At 72.3% G+C, this 16,580-nt stretch carries 17 protein-coding genes; 9 read left to right on the top strand and 8 right to left on the bottom strand.

The window, feature by feature from the left end; all coding sequences use genetic code 11:
* From E1294_RS44975 to E1294_RS44985, 3 genes are all read left to right on the top strand, one after another.
* Positions 1-2,100: SDR family NAD(P)-dependent oxidoreductase (locus E1294_RS44975; RefSeq protein ID WP_132517758.1), on the top strand; the 2,100-nt coding region annotated here is incomplete at its 5' end.
* 84 nt (positions 2,101-2,184) lie between these two features.
* Entirely contained in the window at positions 2,185-3,543 is a 1,359-nt protein-coding gene (locus tag E1294_RS44980) for an MMPL family transporter (RefSeq protein WP_132517760.1), read from the top strand.
* Positions 3,531-4,370, top strand: coding sequence for an MMPL family transporter (locus E1294_RS44985; RefSeq protein WP_165977839.1), 840 nt, complete (start codon positions 3,531-3,533; stop codon positions 4,368-4,370). The genes E1294_RS44980 and E1294_RS44985 overlap by 13 nt, the downstream gene beginning before the upstream one ends.
* Positions 4,371-4,433: 63 nt before the next feature.
* Here E1294_RS44985 and E1294_RS44990 read toward each other — a convergent pair whose 3' ends face one another.
* The 3 genes from E1294_RS44990 to E1294_RS45000 are packed head-to-tail and all read right to left on the bottom strand — an operon-like array spanning position 4,434 to position 8,031.
* A complete protein-coding gene (locus E1294_RS44990; RefSeq protein ID WP_132517764.1) occupies positions 4,434-5,351 on the bottom strand; it encodes an alpha/beta fold hydrolase in 918 nt (305 codons plus the stop codon).
* A gap of 8 nt (positions 5,352-5,359) precedes the next feature.
* Complete coding sequence (locus E1294_RS44995; RefSeq protein WP_132517766.1) at positions 5,360-6,406, bottom strand: NAD-dependent epimerase/dehydratase family protein; 1,047 nt, start codon at positions 6,404-6,406, stop codon at positions 5,360-5,362.
* Positions 6,403-8,031 (bottom strand): fatty acid CoA ligase family protein, encoded by a 1,629-nt coding sequence (locus E1294_RS45000; protein WP_132517768.1) that lies wholly within the window; start codon positions 8,029-8,031, stop codon positions 6,403-6,405. The genes E1294_RS44995 and E1294_RS45000 overlap by 4 nt, the downstream gene beginning before the upstream one ends.
* A gap of 138 nt (positions 8,032-8,169) precedes the next feature.
* On the opposite strand from E1294_RS45000, the gene E1294_RS53625 reads away from it, so the two are divergent.
* Positions 8,170-8,319 (top strand): hypothetical protein, encoded by a 150-nt coding sequence (locus tag E1294_RS53625; protein ID WP_165977840.1) that lies wholly within the window; start codon positions 8,170-8,172, stop codon positions 8,317-8,319.
* 9 nt (positions 8,320-8,328) lie between these two features.
* Here E1294_RS53625 and E1294_RS45005 read toward each other — a convergent pair whose 3' ends face one another.
* From E1294_RS45005 to E1294_RS45015, 3 genes are read right to left on the bottom strand one after another with little or no spacing between them, the layout of a single operon-like run.
* A complete protein-coding gene (locus E1294_RS45005; protein WP_132517770.1) occupies positions 8,329-8,730 on the bottom strand; it encodes a hypothetical protein in 402 nt (133 codons plus the stop codon).
* Positions 8,731-8,744: 14 nt separating this feature from the next.
* Positions 8,745-9,968: a beta-ketoacyl-[acyl-carrier-protein] synthase family protein gene (locus tag E1294_RS45010; RefSeq protein ID WP_165977841.1), complete on the bottom strand. Its 1,224-nt coding sequence runs from the start codon at positions 9,966-9,968 to the stop codon at positions 8,745-8,747.
* A 2-nt stretch (positions 9,969-9,970) separates the two neighbouring features.
* Positions 9,971-10,219, bottom strand: coding sequence for an acyl carrier protein (locus E1294_RS45015; RefSeq protein ID WP_220448301.1), 249 nt, complete (start codon positions 10,217-10,219; stop codon positions 9,971-9,973).
* 221 nt (positions 10,220-10,440) lie between these two features.
* Here E1294_RS45015 and E1294_RS45020 point away from each other — a divergent pair, with 221 nt between their 5' ends.
* Both E1294_RS45020 and E1294_RS45025 read left to right on the top strand, forming a co-directional pair.
* Complete coding sequence (locus E1294_RS45020; RefSeq protein ID WP_132517774.1) at positions 10,441-10,995, top strand: hypothetical protein; 555 nt, start codon at positions 10,441-10,443, stop codon at positions 10,993-10,995.
* 285 nt (positions 10,996-11,280) lie between these two features.
* Entirely contained in the window at positions 11,281-12,555 is a 1,275-nt protein-coding gene (locus tag E1294_RS45025; RefSeq protein WP_165977842.1) for an extracellular solute-binding protein, read from the top strand.
* Between the two features lie 212 nt (positions 12,556-12,767).
* Here the strand turns inward: E1294_RS45025 and E1294_RS55095 are convergent, their stop codons facing one another.
* Positions 12,768-12,920 carry a hypothetical protein gene (locus E1294_RS55095; protein WP_220448302.1) on the bottom strand — a complete coding sequence of 51 codons (153 nt, stop codon included), beginning with the start codon at positions 12,918-12,920 and terminating at the stop codon, positions 12,768-12,770.
* A gap of 49 nt (positions 12,921-12,969) precedes the next feature.
* On the opposite strand from E1294_RS55095, the gene E1294_RS45035 reads away from it, so the two are divergent.
* The gene (locus E1294_RS45035; RefSeq protein WP_220448303.1) at positions 12,970-13,461 is read left to right on the top strand and encodes a sigma-70 family RNA polymerase sigma factor family protein; all 492 of its coding nucleotides are present in this window, start codon (positions 12,970-12,972) and stop codon (positions 13,459-13,461) included.
* A gap of 193 nt (positions 13,462-13,654) precedes the next feature.
* Positions 13,655-14,083, top strand: a complete 429-nt coding sequence (locus tag E1294_RS45040; RefSeq protein WP_132517779.1) for a hypothetical protein — start codon at positions 13,655-13,657, stop codon at positions 14,081-14,083.
* 36 nt (positions 14,084-14,119) lie between these two features.
* Here the strand turns inward: E1294_RS45040 and E1294_RS45045 are convergent, their stop codons facing one another.
* Positions 14,120-15,514, bottom strand: coding sequence for a hypothetical protein (locus E1294_RS45045; RefSeq protein ID WP_132517781.1), 1,395 nt, complete (start codon positions 15,512-15,514; stop codon positions 14,120-14,122).
* A gap of 233 nt (positions 15,515-15,747) precedes the next feature.
* On the opposite strand from E1294_RS45045, the gene E1294_RS45050 reads away from it, so the two are divergent.
* Complete coding sequence (locus tag E1294_RS45050) at positions 15,748-16,161, top strand: hypothetical protein (RefSeq protein ID WP_132517783.1); 414 nt, start codon at positions 15,748-15,750, stop codon at positions 16,159-16,161.
* Positions 16,162-16,580 lie beyond the last annotated feature (419 nt).

Here is a 16,580-nt window from a genome sequence, read left to right on the forward strand (position 1 = left end):
CCCGCGTACCGTCTGGCCTGGCGGCCGCTTTCACTGCCCTCGCCCGGGTCCGGTCAGGTGCTGATCGAGCTGCGGGCCGCGGGCCTGAACTTCCGTGACCTGGTCCACGCCGTCAACCTGCTGCCCGGCGAGGCGCTCGAAGGGTTCTACGGCGGCTTCCCGATGGGGCTGGAGGGGGCCGGTGTGGTCGCCGCCGTCGGCCCGGACGTGACGGGCGTGCGCCCCGGCGACCGCGTGATGACGGCGCAAGCCGTGGGCCTGGGCACCCACGCCGTCGTCCCGGCCTGGGCGATGATGCCGCTGCCGGAGCGCATGAGCTTCACCGAGGCCGCCACGATCCCCATGGCCCATCTGACCGCCCATGCCGCGCTGCGCCAGGCCGCCGGGCTGCGGGCCGGGGAGACGGTGCTGGTCCACAGCGGCGCCGGCGGGGTGGGGCTGGCGGCGATCCAGTACGGCCGCCGCCTGGGCGCCCGCGTGATCGCCACCGCCGGCACCCGCGCGCGGCGGGACTTCCTGCGCGCCCACGGCGTCGAGCACGTGTACGATTCCCGGTGCCTGGACTTCGCCGAGCAGATCATGGAGCTGACCGGCGGGCGCGGCGTGGACGTGGTGCTCAACTCGCTGATCGGCGAGGCGCTGATCCGCGGCATGGAGATCCTCGCGCATGGCGGCCGGTTCATCGAGATCGGCAAGCGCGACATCTTCGCCGACCATCGGCTGCCGATGCGTCCCTTCGGCAACAACACCGCTTTCATCGGCCTGGACGTCGGCACGCTCATCACCCAGGAACCGGACCGGTCCGCCCGCGTGATGGCCGAGCTGGCCGCCGAGGTGACCGCCGGTCGGGTCACGCCGCTGCCGCACACCGTCTATCCGGCCACCCGCGTCGCTGACGCCTTCGCGGCGATGCGCCACTCGCGGCACATCGGCAAGATCGTCGTCTCGTTCGGCGCCGGTGACGAGTCCGTCCTCGTCGAGGCGGGGCCGCGCCCGCCGGGGTTCGACCCCCACGGCACCTACCTGGTCAGCGGCGGGCTGGGCGGGTTCGGCGCGGCGACGGCCCGCTGGCTCGCCGCCCGCGGCGCCCGCCACCTGGCCCTGGTCGGCCGGCGCGGCAGCGACAGCCCTGAAGCGGCCGGCCTGCTGCGCGACCTGGGCGACGTCGGGGCGGCCACGCACGTGTACGCGGCCGATGTGAGCGATCGGGCGGCGATGAGCCGCATCGTCCAGGAGGCGCGGGCGGAGGGCCGCCCGCTGCGCGGCGTCGTCCACGCGGCCATGCACCTCGACGACGGCCCGATCGGCGATCTGACCGATGACCGGGTCGCGGCCGTGCTCCGGCCCAAGATCGCCGGGGCGCTGGTCCTGGACGACGTGACCGGGCAGGAGGACCTGGACCTGTTCCTGCTGTACTCCTCGGTCACCACCACGCTCGGGCATGTCGGACAGACGTCGTACGTGGCCGCCAACCAGTTCCTGGAGGCGCTGGCACGCCGCAGGAGAGCCCGCGGCCTGCCTGCTCTGGCGGTCTGCCTGGGCGCGCTGGCGCAGACCGGCGTCGTGGCACGCGGCGCGGGCGACAGGCTGGCCGCGTTCGGGATCGAGGCCATCAGCCCGCGGGAGGGGTTCGCCGCGATCGAGGACATGCTCGCCAGTGGGGCGGACGTGGCCGGGGTGGGCCGTTGCGACTGGAGCCGGCTGCGCCAGGTCCTGCCCGCTCTGGACCGGCCGCGGATGTCGCCGGTCATGCCGGCGTCGACGCGGCAGGAGGATGTCACTCCCGAGCAGATCGCCAGGGAGCTGGAGGCGATGGACGCCGGTGAGGTGCTGGCCTACCTCACCGAGCACATCCCGCGGCTCCTGGCGTCGATCCTGCAGATGCCGGCCGGGCAGATCGCCCACGATCGCAAGCTGGAGGACTACGGGATGGACTCCCTGATGGGCGCGCAGGTGCTGGCCTCGCTTCGCCACCAGTACGGCATCGACATCCCGCCGATGGAGATCCTGCGCAGCGGCGGCACGGTCGCCGACCTCGCCGGTCTCGTCCTGGAGCGGCTGCGGCCTCAGGCGGTCCAGGACACGGCGCCCGGCCAGTAGAAACCCACGAAAGGCCCCAGGGGGCAGAGGAGAAGGACCGCTGCCCGGAGCCCTCAGGGCGGCGGGGGAGGAAGAGGAGCACTCATGCCGGTCGGTGTCCGTCGCCGCCGTTCCCGCCACGGCGGCGTGGCCGCCGCCGGCTCCCCCGCCGCTCCCCGCCCTCAGCAGGGCCATCCCGGCGCCGGCGCCGCCGCGCTCGGCCGGCTGGGCCGGGCGGCGGCCCGCCGCGGACGGCTCGTCCTCGCGGTGTGGCTGTTCCTGGCTGCCGGGTCGGTGATGCTGCTGCCCGGCCTCATGCAGCGGCTGGCTCCACCCTCGCTGGAAGTGCCGGGCTCCCGGTCCGCGGCGGCCGCGGCCATGATCGCGCGCGGGCTCCCGGAGCTGGGCGAGGAACAGATGCTGCTGGCCTTCGCCTCGGCGAGGCTGGACGCGGGCGAGCCGCGCTTCCAGCAGGCGATGGCTGCCACGGTGGACACGCTGGCCGCCCGCCAGGACATCGGCGCGCTGCTTCCGCTGCCGGAGATCGACGGCGGGCATCCCGGCCACGCCTACGTGCTGTCCGGCGTGCATGGGGACGAACTCACCCGTCAGCGGAATCTGCCCGACCAGCTCGCGAGCGCCCGGCAGGCCGCCAGGGACGCGTCGGCGGGCGCGGTCAGCGTGACGATCCTCGGCGTCAGCCGCGCGTTCGCGCAGATGGCGCACACCGACATGGCCGACCTGCGGTCGATGGAGGCCGTGACCGTCCCGGTGGCGGCGCTGCTGCTGGTGTTCGGGCTGGGGACGGTGGGCGCTGCGGTGGTGCCCCTGGTGGTGGGCGGCGCGGCGATCATGACCGGCGCCGGCGCGCTCGCGGTGGCGGGCACGCTCGTGCCCATCGATTCGACCATGCTGACCTATACGGTCACCATGTCGCTGGGGCTGGGGCTGGACTACACGCTGCTGATCCTGCTGCGTTACCGTCAGGCCCGCCGCGCGGGTCTGACGCCCGTGGTGGCGGCCGGGCGCGCCACCGCCACCGCGGGCGGCACGGTGGCCTGGTGCGGGGCCGTCGTCGTCACCTCCTGCGCGCTGCTGGTCGTCGGCGTGCCGTGGGCGCGTTCCCTGGCGCTGGCGGGGACGCTGGCCGCGCTCGTCACCCTGGCGGCCGCGCTGACGCTGGGGCCCGCGCTGCTGGCCCGGCTGGATCGCCGGCTGGAGTGGGGCAGGATGCCGAGGTGGCGGACCGGGCGCGGCACGGAGCGGCGCGCGTGGCTGCGCGGCGCCGAGCATCTGATGAGGCGGCCACGCCGGTACGCGGTGGCGGCCGCCACCGCGCTGCTGCTGGCCGCCGCTCCGGTGCTGCATCTGCGGCTCGGGCTGCACTATGACCGGGACGCGCTGGCCGGCACCGACATCGGCGCGGGCCTGGCGAGCTGGAGCGGGACGGGGTGGCCGGGCTGACCGCTCTGGCGCTGCCGCACCCGGACGGCGCCGCCCCGGTGGACACCTTCGCGTTCGGCCGGGCTCTGCGGGCCGACCCGCGGGTGTCGGTGGTCACCGTGCTGGACAACGGCAGGGATCTGACGGTGATGCTGGTCGCCGGCAGGCCCGCCCCGGACAGCGACGCCGCGGCCGACTTCCAGCGGGACGTGCACTCCCTCGCCGGGCGGCTGCTGCCCGCCGGTCAGCAGGTGCTGGCCGCAGGTCCGACGGCACGACTCACCGATCTGGCGGAAGGCGCGCTGGGCGGATTGTGGCGGGTGCTGGCCGTCGTGCTGCTGGCGTCGTCCGCGCTGCTGCTGATCGTCTTCCGCAGCCTGCTGATCCCGGTGAAGGCGCTCGCCATGAACCTGCTGTGTGTCTGTGCCACCTTCGGGCTGCTCACCGTCGTCTTCCAGGACCTGGCCGGGCCGGGCGCCGACATCAACGTGCTGCTGCCGCTGGTCGTCTTCACCATCGTCTTCGGACTGTCCCTGGACTACGAGGTCTTCCTCGTGCACCGCATCGCCGAGCACTACCGTCGCGGCGGCGACAACACCGCCGCCGTCCTGCACGGGCTGCGGCATACGGCGCGTCCCATCACGCTGGCCGCCGCCATCATGGCCGTCACGTTCGGCGGCCTGATGTTCACGCGGCGGCTGGACTTCCAGCAGGGCGGGTTCGCGGTGGCGGCGGCGATCGTCATCGACGCGACGATCATCCGGATGGTGCTGGTCCCGTCCCTGATGCGGCTGCTGGGGCATCGCAATTGGTGGCTGCCCGGAACGCGGGGCAGTGCCCGGTGGTGAAGGAGCCCCGGTGCAAGGGGCCCGGTGCAACGGGCCCGGCCCAAGGCCGTCGGGCCGGACCGGTCAGTGACGCAGGAAGGCGCGGATGGCGGGGACGAGCCGGTCATGGGCGTCTTCGAGCACGTAGTGCCCGGCATCGCGGAAGGCGTGGATCTGGGCGCGGGGCAGGCGCCGACGCCACTCGCGCAGCATGAGCGGGTCGAACACCGGGTCGCGCAGCCCCCAGCCGATCAGTACGGGCCGGTCGGCGAAGGCGGCCAGGCTCTCCCCCGCCCGCAGCAGCAGCGGCCAGGACCGGTCGCCGGGGCCGAGCGGGATGTCGTGCACGAACCGCTGGACGGCCACCCGGTGCCCCCGGCGGTCGTCGGGGGCCAGGAAGGCGGCCCGCACGTCGGAGGACAGCCGGTTGCGGACCCCGAACGGCGGCAGCGTGGCCAGACGGGCGAAGGCGTGGTGGCGCAGGAACAACCGCTCGCCCAGCCGGGTCTCACGCAGCAGCCACAGGGGCAGCCGCAGCGCCGGCCGTACCCGCGGGCCGTGCGGGTTGGGGAAGGCGGCGCTGTTGAGCACGACCAGCCGGGCCACCCGGCCGGGGTGGCGGCCGGCCCAGGCCATGCCGATCGGGCCGCCCCAGTCGTGCATCACGAGCGTCCAGCCACGGTCCGGGGCGGCTCGATCGGCGATGAGGTGGGCGGTGAGCGCGTCGAGGTCGTCCACGCGGGAGGCCAGGGTGTGGGGGTAGCGGTCCTGGCCGGGCTTGTCCGACAGGCCCATGCCGATGTGGTCGGGCGCGACGCAGCGGTGCTCGCCGCGTAGCGCCTCGATCAGCCGCCGCCACAGGTAGCTCCACGAAGGGTTGCCGTGCAGCATGAGTACGGGCGCCCCGTCGCCCTCGTCCAGGTAGTGCTGGCGCAGCCCGTCACGGGAGAACCAGCGGGAGGCGAAGGGGTAGCCGGGCAGGCGCGGGATGTGGCCGGGCATCGGAAACCTCAGGGCTGGATCGGTGGTACGGGCGGGCGGCCGGCGCGGTCGTCGTCCGGGCGCCCGGCGTGAGCGGACAGGTGGGCGGCGAGCCGGGCCAGTCCGTCGGCCGTGCTGATGCGCGGCACGTAGCCGAGATCGCGGCGGGCGGCGGAGATGTCGAACCAGTGGGAGGTCGTGGCCTGGACGGCGGCGATCCGTGTGACCGGGGGCTGCGAGCGCGGACGGGCGAGCCAGTAGCCGTACTCGACGGCCGCGGCCCCCATCCGGGCCACACAGGCCGGGACGTGCCGGGTCACCGGCGGCAGGCCGGCCGCGCCCAGCAGGCCGTTGACCCAGGCGGCGACCGTGATGGGCTCGTCCTGGGTGATGAAGTAGGCGCGGCCGGCGGCCGGTGTTCCCGGAGCGAGCGCGTCCAAGGCCAGCACGTGGGCTTCGGCCGCGTTGCCGACGTAGACCGTGTCGATGCGTTTGCCGGGGGCGCGCGGCAGGACGAGCCGGCCGCGGCGGGCCTGCGCGACGAGCCTGGGCAGGAAATGCGGGTCCCCCGGCCCCCAGATGAGGTGCGGGCGCAGCGCGACGGTGGCCAGCCGATCGCTGTCGGCGGCCAGCACGATCCGTTCGGCGATCGCCTTGCTCGCCGGGTAGTGGGCCAGGAAGCGGCGGGCGTAGGGGGCCGACTCGTCCACGCCCTCCAGGTCGCCTCCGTCGTGCACGACGCTGGGTGAGGAGGTGTGCACCAGCCGGGTGACGCCCGCCCGCAGACAGGCATCGATCAGGTTCGCCGTGCCCGCCACGTTGACCGACCGGTAGGCGTGGGCCGGTCCCCACATCCCGGCCAGGGCGGCGCAGTGCACGACGGCCTCGCAGCCGGCCACGGCGGCCCGTACGCCGTCCGGGTCACGGATGTCGGCGGGGTGCTGGACGACGCCGAGCGCGTCCAGCGCCGGGTGCCTGCGGCGGCTCAGCGTGGAGACGTGCTCGCCTCGCGCGGTCAGCAGCCGGCACACGGCCTGGCCGAGGAATCCGCCGCCACCGGTCACCAGCACCTTCACCGTTCATCCCCGCCCAGCTCGCGCGCGGCCCAGCGGGCCAGCAGCGGACGGCGGATCTTGCTGGCGTGCCGGACGTCCATGGGGAAGCCCGGGTGGGCCAGCACCTGCCCGATGCCGCCGACCGCGGCGGCCCGCACCCGTTCGACGATCTCACGACGCTCTCGCCTGGGGGTGCCCGGCTCGCATTCCACGCACAGCACCGGGCGCTGGCCGCCCGGCGGCCCCACTCCCACCAGGGCGCTGCGGCGCACGCCCGGCAACGCGTTGACGATCGGCTCAACCTGGTCGGTGTACATCTCGCCATCGGCGGTGCGCACCCGTTCGCTCTTGCGTCCCGCGAACCACAGCCGCCCCTGCTCGTCCTGCCAGCCGAGGTCGCCCATGCGGTGCACCGGCTCGCCGTCGTCGTCGATGCGGGCCAGCGCGGTCTCGCGCGGGCGCACCAGGTACGGGTCGCTGACCGCGGGGCCGGCCACGGTGATCTCCCCCACCGCGCCGGCCGGCACCATCAGATCGTCCGACCAGCGCGGGATCGCCTGGTCGGTGATACCGATGACGCGGACCCGGTTGCCCGGCAGCGCAGAGCCCAGGCAGGTGCCGGCACCGCACGCGGTCTCCGCCGCCGTTCCGGCGAGCTCAGCCGCGTCCGCCATGGCGACCATCAGGCATTCGGTCGCGCCGTACACCGAGCGCACGTCGGCGTGCGCGGGCAGGCACCGCTGGGCGCGGCGCAGCACCGGGAAGGGCAAGGGCGCGCCGGCGGTGAGCACGATCTGGAGGCTGTCCAGGACCTGCTCGTGGCGCGCGCAGTGGCGGGTGAGCCGGTCCAGCAGCGCGGGCGCGGCGAACAGGCCTCGTACGCCGTGGGCGGCGATGGAGGCGGCCATGGCGGCCGGGTCGGTGCGTCCGGGACGGCGCAGGTCGAGCCGCGGGATGACCGAGGCGCACCCCATCGCCGGCGCCGCCACCGCGAACGGCAGGAAGGTCGAATACACCGTGGCGCCCGGCTCGAGCGCGCCCAGGTGCGCCAGCAGCTCGATCTGCCCGGCCAGGTGCCGGTGGCGGAAGGGCACTCCTTTCGGCACACCGGTGGAGCCGGAGGTGAAGGCGATCAACGCCAGATCGTCGGCGTACGGCGCCCGTGGGCGCGCCGCGGCGGCCGGCGGCGTGCCGGCGTGCCGGCGGATGCGGGCGAACCACAGGGCGTACGTGGCGAACGTGACGGTGGTGGTCACGCTGTCGCGTGCCCAGCCCAGCACGACCCGCGCCAGATGAGCGCGCGGAACCGCGATGAACGCCTGGACGGCGGCCTCCTCGAGGCAGGCGCCGATGGCGCGTGCCCCGAGCCCTGGGTCGATCAGGACGGGCACGGCCCGCAGCCGGAGCAGGGCCAGCACCACCGCGACCAGATCCCGGCCGGGCGGGATCATCACCGCGGCCCGCGTCCCGGCCGTCACCCCGGCGCGGGCCAGCCTGGCCGCGGCCCGGGTGATGAGCTCGTCGAGCCGCCCGTAGGTCAGCGTCTCGGCGCCGCGGCGCCGATCGACGCGGCAGGCGATCGTGCCGGGCCGGGCGCGCATCCAGTGTTCGGTCATCGCCACGACGTCGAAGAGCGGGGTGGTCACACATCACCTCTCACAGCTCGTTTTGGATCACTCACCGCACGGTAACTGTATGCAACAGAACATTACTTACAGTGATTGGACTTGACATGCGCCGACTCATCACCGTCCCTCGCCTCCACAGCCGCGGGAAGCGCCCTCATGGTCGTCACGGCAGGGCCGGCCCTCAGCGTCTCGATCATGGACTGCGTACTCGGCACCGGCGTGGTCCTGCCGAGCCCGACCAGCACGACCCGCATGGCCTGCTACGGCGGCACCTTTCACGGCTCGCCCGTCAGCGGGATCGCCTGACAGACGGGCTCAGCAGGGCACGGCTTCCAGGAGGGGCATGTCCTTGGGCAGCCCGCCGCCGAGGAACCGAGGGGCGGGCGCCGCTCCAGGCGCCGCCGCTGCCTGGGGCGGCGGCGTCGACGCCACGACGCCCGGCGCCGCGGCGGCGGGGCTGAGGACGAGGCCCTGCGCGACGAGCCTGGCGAAGGCTTGGGCGACGGTGTCGACGGGAACGTTGATGCAGATCTTGCCCTGGCCCTCTCCCTGGTCATCGAGCGGGGCATCGGCCGTCGGGGGCGCGGTGCCGGAAACGCCTGCGGCGACCGGACCGGGACCGGCCGGGCCGCCGGCGAGCGGGACGGCGGGCGGAACGGGGGGCAGGACGGCGAGCGGAATGGCGGCGGAAACGCCGGCGAGAACGGTGATACGCACGATAGGTCCTTGGGTCAGCACGGCGAGAAGATCAGGGTGGCGTTGTGGCCGCCGAATCCGAAAGAGTTCGACATGACCGGCCGCGGCGTCATGGGCCGCACCCGGCCGACGACATCGACGTCGCACCGGGGATCCACGTGATCGAGGTTGGCCGTGGGCGGGATGGCCCGTTCCTGCAGCGACAGCACGGCCGTCACGGCCTCGATGGCGCCCGCGGCGGCGATGGCGTGCCCGGTGACGCCCTTGACCGAGGTGACCGCAACCTTCGCCGGGCCGAACACCTCGTTGATCGCCTGGGCCTCGGCCACGTCGTTGAGCGGCGTACCGGTGCCGTGCGCGTTGACGTGCGCGATCTCCTCGGGGGCCAGGCCCGCGTCGGCGAGCGCGGCGCGCATGCAGCGAACAGCCCCCTCGCCCTGCGGCGACGGCGCGGTGAGATGGTGGGCGTCGGAGGCGGAGGCGTAGCCGGTGAGCTCGGCGTAGACATGGGCGTCACGACGCATGGCGTGTTCGAGACTCTCCAAGACGACGAACGCGGCGCCTTCGGCCAGCACGAAGCCGTCACGATCACTGTCGAAGGGCCGGCTGGCGCGCTCAGGCGCGTCGTCGCGCTGCGACAGGACCTGGCAACGCCGGAAGCCCAGCAGCACCGTTGGAGTGATACAGGCCTCGGCTCCACCGGCGATCGCCACATCGGCATACCCGTCGCGCACCAGGCGGCCCGCCTCGCCGATCGCATGGGAGCCTGAGGCGCAGGCCGTCTCCACGGACAGGCTGGGACCCTGGATGCGGTGGTGAATGCTGATCGCTGCGGCCGCCGAATTGTGCATGGCCATCGGCACGCTCAGCGGACCCGGATCGCCGCGTTCAGGATGCCGCCCTCCGAGCATGACCACTTCGTCCGTCGTCCTGCCGCCGAAGCACGTGCCGGTCACCACCGCCCGCCGCTGCGGCGGCGCTCGCAGGGCGCCCGCGTCGGCCAGAGCGTCGGTGGCGGCGCACACAGCCAGCTGCGCCATCCTGTCAAGCCGCGACGCCTGCTTGGCGGTCAGATACGCTCCCATGTCCAGGCTGGCGATCTGGCAGGCGAAGCCGGCGCCCAGCCCCTCGGTGTCGAACGAGGTGATCGGGCGGGCGGTGGACCGGCCGGCCAGCAGCGCGTTCCACACCTCCTTGGGGTGGGCGCCGGCCGGGGTGCGCACCCCGAGGCCGGTCACCACGACACGAAACCCGGGCACCCTCACACCGACCCGCTCAGCAGCAGGCGGGCCTTGGCGATCACATCGCCCACGGTCCGCACGTCAGCGAGGGTCTCACGGGGCAGCGGCCCCCACCTGTCCTCCAGGGCCACGTGCAGCTCAGCCAGGTCCAGGCTGTCGGCCTCCAGATCTTCCCGCAGCAGCGCGTCCCCGGTCGCCCGGCATGGGTCGACCTTCAGGATTCTCACGCAGTGCTCGCGCACCACGGTCTCGATGTCGTCCTCACTCACGGCGAACTCCCTCCCCAGGGCACAGCCAGCACCCGTGCCACCCAGCGTCGCCCATACCGCGACAACTGATCACTTGTGGCGCGGCGTGCGCCGTTAAGAAGTCGATCAAGTTTTCCCGTCAGGTGCTGCGCTCACCACCTCGCATCACGCTCGCTCCTATCGTGGGCCCCGAAAGATCGTCGAGCGCCACACACCGGCCACCACCAGGGCAAGGAGACGACATGCCCGTTCACCCGCTCATGCGCGCAGGCGCGGCCACAGCCGCGGCGGTGGCGATGACGACCACCGCCCCCGCCGCGGCGACCACCCAGCAGACCCTGCTCACCTGCCAGGTCTCCACCACCACCGAACACCCCATCACGTTCGACCCGCCGGTCAGATTCCTGCCGAACACCGTCACCGCCCAGGCCAGGCTCGCACTGACCGGCTGCGCCACCTCATCACCCTCGGCCGCCGGCATGCACTCCGGCCTCATGACCGTGCGCAGCACCGGCCGCGCCTCGTGCGCCGGCGCGCAGGACATCCGCGGCAAGGGCACCATCACCTGGTACGGCGCCGACGGCCGCCGAGCCGGCGTCTCCACCCTGCGGCCATCGATGGGGAAAGTGACCGGCTACAACCCCGGCGACATGCTCCTCAGCGGACGGGTCAGCAAAGGAGCGCTGGCGGGAAGCAAGGTGGTCGGCACCGCCACCCCGACCTCCACCATCAGCATCTGCGCCACCCAAGGGCTCAGCACCGTCCACGGCAAGGGGAAGATCACCTTCCTCGCCTGACCACCCGGCTCCGGCCGCACGGTGACCCCCACCGGCACGCGCCGCGCGGGCCGGTCGTCGCCGGCGGCCGTACTTCCCGCCGTCCCCACGCCATCCCCACCAGCCCGCACCGCACAGGCAGCACGACTTGCGGCTCCGAACACCCGGCAGCAATGTGTCGCGAAACCCCCTACCTCTCCCGCCGATCATCGCGCTAACGTCAGACCTCTGATCCACGCCATGGGCACCGCAGTGCCGACAACGTTCCTTCCACCCCCCAGCAGAAGATCCCTAGGAGGAAGAGCCGTGAGCTCTGGCAAGAAGATCTGGTCGGCGGCCCTGCTCGCCACCGCCATGCTGACGGTCACCACGGCCTGCGGCAGCGGCGAGAGCACCGACGGCACGGTCACGCTGCGCTTCGCCTACTGGGGCAGTGACGCGCGCCGCGAGATGACCGAAGCGGCAATCGCGAAATTCGAGGCGAAAAACCCGACCATCGAGGTCGAGGGCGAGATCTCCGACTTCCCCAGCTACTACGAAAGACTGGCCACACAAGTCGCCGGCCGGGACGCGCCCGACGTCATGACCCTGGAAATCCGCGCCCTGCGTGAATACGCCGAACGCGGCACACTGGCTGACCTGGCCTCCAAGGTCAGCGCCGCCGACATCGACGCCAAAATACTGGCGACCGGCGTCGTCGACGGCAAGCAGTACGCCATCCCCAGCGGCGTCAACTCCTTCGCCCTGGTGGTCAACCCCGCCCTGGTCAAGCGCGCCAAGGCCACGCTCCCCGACGACAGCTCATGGACCTGGGAAGACTTCGTCGAACTCTGCTCCACGGTCACGGCCGGCACCAGCGGCAAGATCACCGGCACCCAGCTGTCCTGGAACCCCGCGTACCTGCAGATCTACGCCGCGCAGAAGGGCGAGCAGCTCTACACCGGCAACAAGATCGGCGTGTCCCCCCAGACCCTCAAAGACTGGTGGGCCATCACCCAGGACCTGATCAAGACCAAAGGCTCCCCCACCGCCGACAAGAGCTCCGAACTGTACGACGCCGGCATCGAACAGACTCTGATCGGCACCAACACCGGCGCGACGAGCATGATCTGGACCAACGTCCTCGGCGCGGCCGTCAAGGCATCAGGCCAAGAGCTCGAACTCGTCCGGATGCCGAAGATCGAAGGCGCCCCGACCAGCGGCATGTTCCTGCAGCCCGCCATGTTCTACACCGCCTCCTCCCGGTCGGAGCACGCGGCCGAGGCCGCGAAGTTCATCGACTTCATGATCAACGACGCCGAAGCCGGCCAGATCATCCTCAGCGATCGAGGCCTGCCCGCCAACGCCAAGGTGCTGTCCGCCGTCAACGCCAAACTCCCCGACGCCGACCAGAAGACCCTGGCGTTCGTGAACGAGGTCCGTGGCGAACTGGCCGACCCGCCCGCCGCCCCTCCCAAAGGCTCCAGCGCCATGGAAGGCATCCTCAGGCGCTACTCCGAGGAGGTCATCTTCAACCGGATGACCCCCGACGAGGCCGCGCAGAAACTCATCACCGAAGCCAACGCCCTGCTCGCCGGCTGACCACCGGCACCCCGCACGGGCACGCGGCGCCAACCACCGCGCCCGCGCCCCGGCACGGAAGGAGACGTCCCACACCCTCCCGGCATCCGACCGGCGGATCGCTCGGGAGGGTCGCGTGGGATGCGGCCGTCATCCGCTCGGCACGCTCGTCAACGGCTCGCGACGCCCCCTCACGGAGCGGCAGCCGCCTCCACCGCCCGCGAGCCATTCCTTCAAGCGGAAGCCGCATCCACCGGACGCGGGCCACCCTTCACGTAGAAGAGAGCACCCGGCTTGCGAGCCTCGCGGCGAATCCTCGACACCGCGAGCTTGCAGGTGACCTCCTTGATCACCGCACCCACGCGGCCACCGATGTAAACGTTCACCGCCGTATCGTCCTTACGAGCGAGCTGCCGTACGCCCACACGCCGGCCGATGCTGACACACGCCCCGGAGAAGGCCAGATCGATCATCGCCGGCTCGGTCCCGCGATGCGGCTCAGCACGGTGTCGGCGGCCTGCGCCCCCAGCGGACCCGCCGCGTAGCAGCACACCGCCATCGCGGCAGGCCCGGATCGTCCGAGACTTCAAACAGGCATGGGAAGCCGGAGACATCGACGCCCTCATCACCCTCCTCGACCCCGGCGCCACCGCGACGAGCGACGGCGGCGGCCTGGTCAGCACCGCACTCCACCCGGTCGAAGGCGCCGAGCAGATCCTGCGCTCCCTGGTCCATCTCAAGGACAGGCTCCGCAACCTGACGCTTGTGGAGCGTACGGTCAACGGCCAACCCGGCCTGATCGCCCAGGAGGACGGCGTCACCGTGTCGGTGTACGCGTTCGAGGTGGCCGGCGACCGGATCAAGCACATCTGGGCGGTACGCAACCCCGACAAGCTCCGCCCGTGGACGGGAGGGCCACAACCCTAGGAATCCCGCGACCCGTGCAAGCCGGTCCCCATCGTCGGCGGGGTCTGGTGTCGAGACTGTTCGCTGCGTGCACGGCCGGCGCCTTAACAAAGTAAGGTCAGGTTGCTGCCGACCGTGGTGAACCTGCGACCGCCGGCCCGCGTACCTGAGCATGCTCGCTCAGCCACCGCTCGGGCCTCGGAAAGGTGCGGGAATGAAGCATCTGCGCATCATTGCGGCGTTCAGCCTGACCTTCCTGGGCGTGAGCCTGGCCGCGCTCACCATCTTCGCTCCGGCGCCGAGCGGCACCGCGAGCGCCCATCACCACCGCGCTCCAGCCGCCGTCGACACACCTTTGCCCGCAGCCGGCCTGGACCGCATTCTCGCCGCCATCGAATGCGACCGGCCGGCGGTTCAGGTCGACGCGACGGACCTGCACGAGGTGTCCTGGCAGACGGATGCCGGCCGCTACTTCATCATGACCTTCACCACGCGGGCGGGTCAGGAGGCGTGGCTCAAGGAGGCCCAGGCCTACGGCGGAACGTACCTCGTCGGTGACCGATGGACCGTCGTCTCCGCCCCTGACCTCCTGACCGCCCTCCACGCCCGGCTCGGCGGCCGCATCGAGAACCACCAGCACTGAGGGATGATCCGGTGTGGCGGCCGCTTTCCGCCGCGCTCAGGCCGCACCCAGGTTCAGCGGTGTGGTGATGCGTAGACGCCAGTCGCGTACACCCCCCTCACCCATGGAGGCGTCCACCCAGGCGATCACCGGGCGGCCGGCCGGGTCGAGGGTCATCACCAGGCGTTCGGGCTGGTCGCCCTTGGCGATCGGGGTGGCGGTGCAGCGGGTCTCCCTGCAGGAGTACACCGTCAGCCGGCCGGCGACGGTGGTGGCGACGAGCACCCTGCCGGCGTGGTCGATGACCAGGCCGGGGGCGTGGCGGTCAGGGTCGCGTCCGGTCAGGGGCACGGTGTCCGCCGACGCGCAGGAGCGGTGGCGGCAGTTGATCAGCCGGATCACGCCGCCGGGCGTCTCCCGGTAGGCGATCACCGGCCGGCCGTCTCGCCGTACTGTGACCGACAGGCCGCGCGAGCCCACCTTCCCTCGGGTGATGTCGCGGGTTGTGCGTGTTCCCGCGCTGGACACCGTGGCCTTCGCACAGTCGGGGGCGGCGCACGACACGACGTGGACGAGGCCGGTCTCCACGTCGTACCGGGCGATGACGGGACGGCCGTCCGGCGCGATCGCGAGGTCCAGCACCTGGGTGTCGAGCTCGCTCTCGATGGGGTGGTTCAGCTTCGCGGGCGCGTGTGTCACCGGGGCCGCGCACGCCAGATCGGCGCACGTGGTGATCATCACCGTTTCGCGATCGGCGTCGTCTCGAAGGGAGATCTCCGTGTACGCGACGACCGACCCGCCGTCCGGCCGCGCCACCAGCACCGCCTTGGCCTTCCGGGCCACCAGCCGATCGCGGGGCAGGGTGCGGATCGCGTCGGCGGTGACCTTACACGTGCCATCGCCGCAGACGCGCAGCCTGATGCGGTATCTGCCTTCCTTGTCCGTCCACTCCCAGCTCGCCACCACGGTCCTTCCGTCGGGCAGGTGAGTGGCCGCCGACACGGGCACCGAGGAGTCGTCGCCTGCGGCGCGGTACAGGCTCAGGTCGCCGCACCGCGAGTCCAGGCAGGTCAGCAGTCGCGGGCCGAGGTCATGGTCCGCCAGGTGCACGGTGGGCCGGTCGCCCGAAGCGACGCCGACGGACTGCAGGCTGAACGGATAGACGGGCAGGCCGCGGTCCTCCGCGTTCAGGGGCACCACTTCCCGGGGAGCCGTCACGTGGTCGGACACTTCCAGCCAGCCGAGAGGGTTGGCCGCTACCGTGGTGCCGTACAGCAGGCCGGGAAGGAGGAGGGCGGCGAGGAGAACCGCCGGACGGGTGCGCGGGGGCTCCTCCGGGAGCCGGGCGGCGATGGCTTCCAGAGCGGGGCAGGCGGTCTCGTCCTGGTCCAGCGCGATCCGGTGCAGGAAGATCACGCCGAGTACGGCGGGCAGCAGGGCCGCGAGGAACACGGAGACGGACCGTGTGCGCCGTCCCTCCCGCCAGGGGCGGGAGCCGGTCGATGCCCCAGAGCGCCGCCCAGCCCACCAGACCGGGAATGATCACCATCCCCCGAGCGAGTACGGAGGCGGAGGCGATCCGTAACCCGCGGCACACCTGGAACGCACGACCCAGTGCGCGCAACGGCCCGAGCCCCTCCAGCATCAGCGCGGGCCACGCCAGGAGTGCGGGCAGCGTGAGCAGGATGAAGACGATCGCTACCGCGAAGGTCGGCCAGAAGCCGGCAAAGACCCACGTCGCGAAGCCCGCCACCGAGATCGGCACGAAGATGAGCAGTTCGAGAAGGGCCAGGCCCAGCAATCCCCGCCAGCGGCGCAGGGTCAGCCGGAACGAGTCACGCCACGACACCGACCGTCCGAGCGCCCGGCCGGCGGCCATCACCAGCGCGGCCGGGGCGGCGAACAGCCAGCCGAGCAGCGCGGTGACCAGCACCGCACCCGCCCAGACGATGACCGCGCCGGACGGCTCGGCCGCCATCCCGATCCGACCGTTGATCACGACGAGCGAGTCGCCCGCCACGGGCACCAGGGCGAGCGCCGCGACCAAGCCGATCGGAACGGACAGGGCCAGGGCGGGAGCGGACAGCGGCAGCAGGTGACGCAGCGCCGTCAGGTAGCCCGCCCACAGCCCGTTCCGCTCGAGGAGCCACCGCCTGCTCTGTTCAATCGATGTCTCCTTTGTCATGCCGGGTATCGCACCGCATGCTTCTTACAACCCACTTTCACCGGCCCCCGCATGGACAACAGGGAGATCCAGCTCAGCGGCACGCGTGTCTACTCGACTCGGCCCTGGGCACGGCGCCTGGCCCTGCCCGCACCCCTTGCGCTGACCGCCTCCCCGTTCACCGTGATTACACTGCCTCCGTCGCGAGCCCGGCACCCCCTCAGACCTCTTCCACGCTGCTCGGCTCACGCCGGGACAGGTCGATACCGAGCTCTTCCGCGGCGCGGAAGACGTCCTCGTCGGTGTCACGCATCTCGATGGACATGCCGTCGCTGGACAGCACCTCGACGTTCA

Source organism: Nonomuraea diastatica (assembly GCF_004349015.1).
GTDB lineage: Bacteria > Actinomycetota > Actinomycetes > Streptosporangiales > Streptosporangiaceae > Nonomuraea > Nonomuraea diastatica.

Excerpts from the sequence above, each read along its gene's own strand:
- E1294_RS45050 (WP_132517783.1), top strand. The coding sequence starts at position 15,748 with ATGAAGACGATCGCTACCGCGAAGGTCGGCCAGAAGCCGGCAAAGACC.
- E1294_RS45040 (WP_132517779.1), top strand. The coding sequence starts at position 13,655 with ATGAAGCATCTGCGCATCATTGCGGCGTTCAGCCTGACCTTCCTGGGC.
- E1294_RS45035 (WP_220448303.1), top strand. The coding sequence starts at position 12,970 with ATGCTGACACACGCCCCGGAGAAGGCCAGATCGATCATCGCCGGCTCG.
- E1294_RS53625 (WP_165977840.1), top strand. The coding sequence starts at position 8,170 with ATGGTCGTCACGGCAGGGCCGGCCCTCAGCGTCTCGATCATGGACTGC.
- E1294_RS44980 (WP_132517760.1), top strand. The coding sequence starts at position 2,185 with ATGCCGGTCGGTGTCCGTCGCCGCCGTTCCCGCCACGGCGGCGTGGCC.
- E1294_RS45020 (WP_132517774.1), top strand. The coding sequence starts at position 10,441 with ATGCCCGTTCACCCGCTCATGCGCGCAGGCGCGGCCACAGCCGCGGCG.
- E1294_RS44990 (WP_132517764.1), bottom strand. The coding sequence starts at position 5,351 with ATGCCCGGCCACATCCCGCGCCTGCCCGGCTACCCCTTCGCCTCCCGC.